5 protein-coding genes are annotated in these 5,102 nt (G+C 68.8%); 4 read left to right on the top strand and 1 reads right to left on the bottom strand.

Annotated elements, in window-relative coordinates; all coding sequences use genetic code 11:
- The 4 genes from VGD44_RS25235 to VGD44_RS25220 form a co-directional block, all read left to right on the top strand.
- A partial coding sequence (locus VGD44_RS25235) for an isocitrate/isopropylmalate family dehydrogenase (RefSeq protein ID WP_331091324.1) occupies nt 1-778 on the top strand: 778 nt, incomplete at its 5' end.
- A 109-nt stretch (nt 779-887) separates the two neighbouring features.
- Nucleotides 888-2,279: an aspartate aminotransferase family protein gene (locus VGD44_RS25230; RefSeq protein ID WP_331091322.1), complete on the top strand. Its 1,392-nt coding sequence runs from the start codon at nt 888-890 to the stop codon at nt 2,277-2,279.
- 13 nt (nt 2,280-2,292) lie between these two features.
- Nucleotides 2,293-2,784 (top strand): Lrp/AsnC family transcriptional regulator, encoded by a 492-nt coding sequence (locus tag VGD44_RS25225; protein ID WP_331091320.1) that lies wholly within the window; start codon nt 2,293-2,295, stop codon nt 2,782-2,784.
- A gap of 2 nt (nt 2,785-2,786) precedes the next feature.
- Nucleotides 2,787-3,950, top strand: a complete 1,164-nt coding sequence (locus VGD44_RS25220; RefSeq protein WP_331091318.1) for a M20 aminoacylase family protein — start codon at nt 2,787-2,789, stop codon at nt 3,948-3,950.
- Here the strand turns inward: VGD44_RS25220 and VGD44_RS25215 are convergent.
- Nucleotides 3,939-5,102 (bottom strand): carbohydrate porin (locus tag VGD44_RS25215; RefSeq protein WP_331091316.1); only part of this gene is annotated, 1,164 nt, incomplete at its 5' end. The genes VGD44_RS25220 and VGD44_RS25215 overlap by 12 nt on opposite strands.

Genomic DNA, 5,102 nt, shown 5'->3' with positions numbered 1-5,102 from the left:
GTACGACCAGTACGTGAACCTGCGCCCCGCGCGCCTGATGCCCGGGATCGCCAGCCCGCTGGCCGGCCGCAAGCCCGGCGACATCGACTTCTGGATCGTGCGCGAGAACACCGAGGGCGAGTACTCCTCGGTCGGCGGCCGGATGTTCCCCGGCACCGAACGCGAGGTGGTGATCCAGGACACGGTGATGACCCGCGTCGGCGTCGACCGGGTGCTGCGCTATGCCTTCGAACTGGCGAACCGCCGGCCGGAGAGGCACCTGACCTCGGCCACCAAGTCCAACGGCATCTTCATCACCATGCCCTACTGGGACGAGCGTGTCGCGGAAGTGGCCACGCGCTATCCGGACGTGCGGTGGGACAAGTACCACATCGACATCTTGACCGCGCAGTTCGTGCTGAACCCGGAACGATTCGACGTCGTGGTGGCTTCCAACCTGTTTGGCGACATCCTCTCGGACCTGGGCCCCGCCTGTACGGGGACCATCGGCGTCGCCCCCTCCGGCAACATCAACCCCGAACGCACGGCGCCCTCGCTGTTCGAGCCGGTGCACGGCTCGGCGCCCGACATCGCCGGCCAGGGGATCGCCAATCCCGTCGGGCAAATCTGGTCGGCGGCGATGATGCTGGACCACCTGGGAGAGCCGGCGGCCGCCGCTTCGATCATGCGCGCCATCGAGACCGTGTTGACCCAGCCCAAGCTGCGGACCGCCGACCTCAAGGGAAGCGCCGACACCGTCACCTGCGGCAAGGCGATCGCCGAGGCCCTTGAAGCATAATCTGCCGCGGACGCCGGAAAAACGCCGCGACGTTCTCTCGCGCGGTCGCACGACGGCCGATCCGCACGCTGCGTCTCGCCTAGCCTTGCGGCAGCGAGGAGACGGGCGAATGCCACTGCCGAACCCCATCAGGTCCAACCGATCGCTCCAGGAACTGGACCGCGACCACCTGATCCATCCGGTCAGCGCCTACCGCGCGCACGAGGCGCGGGGCGTGACGGTGCTCGAGTCGGGGCGTGGGATGTGGCTCACCGACGGCGATGGCCGTGAGCTGCTGGACGCCTTCGCCGGTCTCTGGTGCGTGAACGTCGGCTATGGCCAGGAGAGCATCGTGCAGGCCGCGGCCGAACAGATGCGCCGGCTGCCCTACGCGACCGGCTACTTCGACTTCGGCAGCGAGCCCGCCATCCGGCTCGCGCAGCGGCTGGCCGAGCTGGCCCCGCCTGGGCTGGAGCGGGTCTACTTTACGCTCGGCGGTTCGGACGCCGTGGACTCCGCGATCCGGTTCATCGTCCACTACTTCAACGCGCTCGGGAAACCGTCGAAGAAGCAGTTCATCGCCCTCGAGCGCGGATACCATGGTTCGTCCAGCCTCGGCTCGGGTCTGACGGCGCTGCCGGCCTTCCATCGCAATTTCGACGTGCCGCGCGCTTGGCAGCATCATCTGCCGTCCCCCTATCCGTACCGCAGCGAGCTCAGCGACGAGGCCCTGATCGCCCGCTCGGTGGCGCAGCTGCGTGCCAAGGTGGACGAGTTGGGCGCCGACAACGTCGCGGCCTTCTTCTGCGAGCCGATCCAGGGCTCGGGCAGCGTGATCGTCCCGCCGAAGGGCTGGCTCAAGGCGATCCGCGACACCTGCGCCGAACTCGGCATCCTGTTCGTCGCCGATGAAGTGATCACCGGCTTTGGCCGGACAGGCCCGATGTTCGCCTGCGAGGACGAGGACGTTGCGCCCGACCTGATGACCGTCGCCAAGGGCCTGACCGCGGGCTACGCACCGATGGGCGCGGTGCTGATGTCGGAGGCGGTCTATTCGACCATCGCCGACGCGGCGCCCGACGCGCCCGTGGGCCACGGGTTCACCTACTCGGGCCATCCGGTCAGCGCCGCCGTGGGCCTGGAGGTGCTGCGCCTCTACACCGACGGCGGGATCCTCGCGAACGCGCGGTCCGTCGCGCCGCGTTTCGCCGCGGGTCTCGCCCGGCTGGCCGAGCACCCGATGGTCGGCGACACGCGCGGCCGAGGCCTGCTGGGCGCCATCGAGCTGGTGGCCGACAAGGTCACCAAGCGCCCGTTCGACCCGGCGCTGAAACTGCCCGATCGCCTGTTCGCCGGCGGCTATGGCAATGGCGTGATCTACCGGGCGTTCGGCGACGCCACCATCGGCCTGGCGCCTGCGCTCTGCTGTTCGGCGGCGGAAATGGATATGATCTTCGAGCGCATAGGAAGGACACTGGACGCATTGCTCGAAGAGCCTGACATTCGAGCGGCGTTGGCATAACGCCGGGCCCTCAATGAATTCGCCGAAGCTCGATCGCATCGACCTCAAGATCCTGGCCCAGCTCCAGAAGACCGGGCGGATCACCAACGTCGAGTTGGCCGACGCGGTCGGCCTGTCGCCCAGTCCCTGCCTGACGCGGGTCAAGCGGCTGGAGCAGGCGGGATTCATCACCGGCTACGGCGCGCAGATCAATCTGCACAAGCTGGGCGAGTTCCTGACCGTCTTCACCGAAGTGACCCTGCAGGACCACAAGAGCACCGACTTCGCCCGCTTCGAAGCGAAGATCCGGACGGTGGACGAGATCATCGAGTGCCACCTAGTCAGCGGCGGCTACGACTATCTCTTGAAGTTCGTGACCCCGGGGGTGAGCCACTACCAGGCCCTCATCGAGTACCTGCTCGAGAGCAACATCGGGATCGAGAAGTACTTCAGCTACATCGTCATCAAGTCGCCCTTCATCAAGACGCACTACCCGATCCAGGGTCTGTTCGGAGAGAAGGCCTGAGCATGTCCGAAGCGGCCTCCGACATCGCCGATCTGATCGCGCCCCTGGTCGCGTTCCGCCGCGACATCCACGCCCATCCCGAACTGGGCTTCGCCGAGCATCGCACGTCGTCGAAGATCGCCGAGGCGCTCCGTGAGATCGGCCTCGAGGTGCATACCGGGATCGGCGGCACCGGGGTGGTGGGCGTGCTGCGGGCGGGAAATTCCGACCGCCGCATTGCGCTGCGGGCCGACATGGACGCCCTGCCGATCCGGGAAGAGACGGGCCTCGCCTATGCGAGCCAGACCGCCGGCATCTTCCACGGCTGCGGCCACGACGGCCACGTGGCGATGCTGCTGGGCGCGGCGCGGCACCTGGCCCGCACGCGGCGCTTCGACGGCACGGTGAACTTCATCTTCCAGCCGGCCGAGGAGGGGCTGGGCGGGGCGCGGGCGATGATCGAGGCGGGCCTCTTCGACCTGTGCCCCACGGACGAGGTCTACGCCCTGCACAACTGGCCCGACCTGCCGGCGGGGACCGCCCAGACCCGCGCAGGCCCGATCATGGCGGCGGCGGACAAATTCGAGATCAGCCTCGAGGGGCGCGGCGGCCACGCGGCGATGCCGCACCAGACCCCGGACGCCATCCTGGCCGCCAGTCACCTGGTGACGCAGCTGAACAGCATCATCTCGCGGCGCATTCCGCCGACCTCGTCGGCGGTGCTGTCGGTCACGAAGATCGAGGGCGGCCATGCCCACAACGTCCTGCCCGCCGTCGTGCGGGTGACGGGCACGGTGCGTAGCTTCGAGCCCGAGGTGCAGGACACTATCGAGGCCGCGCTGCGCGACGTGGTCGCGGGCATCGCCACCGCCTACGGCGTGAAGCCGGCGATCGTCTACGACCGCTACTACCCCGCCACCATCAACCACCCCGAGGCGGCGGCAGAGGCGCTTGCCGCGGCCAAGTGCGCCTGCTGCCAGGCGGATACCGCGCCCGCGCCGGCGTTCACCTCCGAGGACTTTGCCTTCATGCTGCAGGCGCGCAAGGGGGCGTACATCTGGCTCGGCCAGTCCCGCGAAGGCGAGCACACGCCGCTGCACCACCCGCGCTACGACTTCAACGACGAGGTGATCCCGACGGGGATCCGGCTGCACTCGGCGATCGTCGAACGCCTGCTAGCGGCCTGACGGTCCGCTCCACGACACCTCGAAGCGCAGGCCCGCCACCAGCGCGTTCTTCAGCGCGGGGTCGGCGCCGGGGTTGATCACGTACTGAACGTCGGGCTGCACCGCGAGCCAGGGTGTCACCTGGGCGCGGTAGGTCAGCTCGACGGCCGTCTCGTGCTTCCCGACCGGGGCGCCGAGCGCTGCCTGCGCGCGTCGATAGGGCCCGCCGGTCTGCACGGACGTGAAGCCCAGCCCAAGCGCTTCCTCCTCGAAGCCCAGCAGGCGCCCGCGCAGCACGAGGCCCGCGCTGTAGGCGGCCGCGATCTCCTCCGTCCGCGGGTCGGCAAGCCCAAGCCGCGCGAAGCCGTGCAGCCGCCGATCGCCCCACGTCGCGAGCGGACCTTCCACCAGCGCATAGCCGCCCACGGAGGAAGCTCGCTCGGCGGACCCGTCGAGGGAGTCGAACTTGGCGGTGTGGCTCCACACCCCAAGCGCGAAGCGGGCTTCGTCGTCGCTCTCGTGGACCAGCTCGGCGATCGCCAGAATCCCATCGTTGGGGTCGATGCGGAACATCGGGTCGCGGGGTGTTTCGAAACCGCGCGGCAAGCCGTCGAAGGCGCCAATCTTGACCGTCCAGTGTCCGTCGATCTGTGTCTCCGCCAGGAACCCGAGGCCTGTGGCCGGGAATACCGAGGGGCCATTCTCTCCGACCTGCGCCAGATCCAGCCCGAGGCCTTGGGCGCCATTCGCGAAGACCGCGGCGGTCTTGTTGACGGCCAGCTCGGTGTTGAGATCGATCACGCCCAGCTTAACCGCGCCGGACCCGAACGCCTGCCGCACCCAGGCCTCGTAGAGACGGGTTCCGCCGGGAGCGTCTTTGCCGCTGATCGCTTGGATGTCGCCGACCAGATTCCCGGAGAGGGTGTCGTCGTCGTTCCAGAAGGCCGACACGCGAGCGGTCGCGCCGCGCCAGCCGAACGCGCGCTCGGCGTCGATGTCGACGGCCGCCTCGAGGTTCTCGAGGTAGACGGAGCCGCGCCGCAGGCCGCCCTCGACGTTGCGCCAGGCTTCGCCTGTATAGGTCGCCGACAGCTCGACGGCCGGCGTCTCTTCGGCCGAGGCCGCGGTTGCGAAGGAGAGCAGCGCTGCCGCCGCGCCGATGATCCGATGTGC

The sequence above is a fragment of the Phenylobacterium sp. genome (genome assembly GCF_036402295.1).
GTDB lineage: Bacteria > Pseudomonadota > Alphaproteobacteria > Caulobacterales > Caulobacteraceae > Phenylobacterium.
This window is presented reverse-complemented; position numbering and strand designations above follow the sequence as displayed.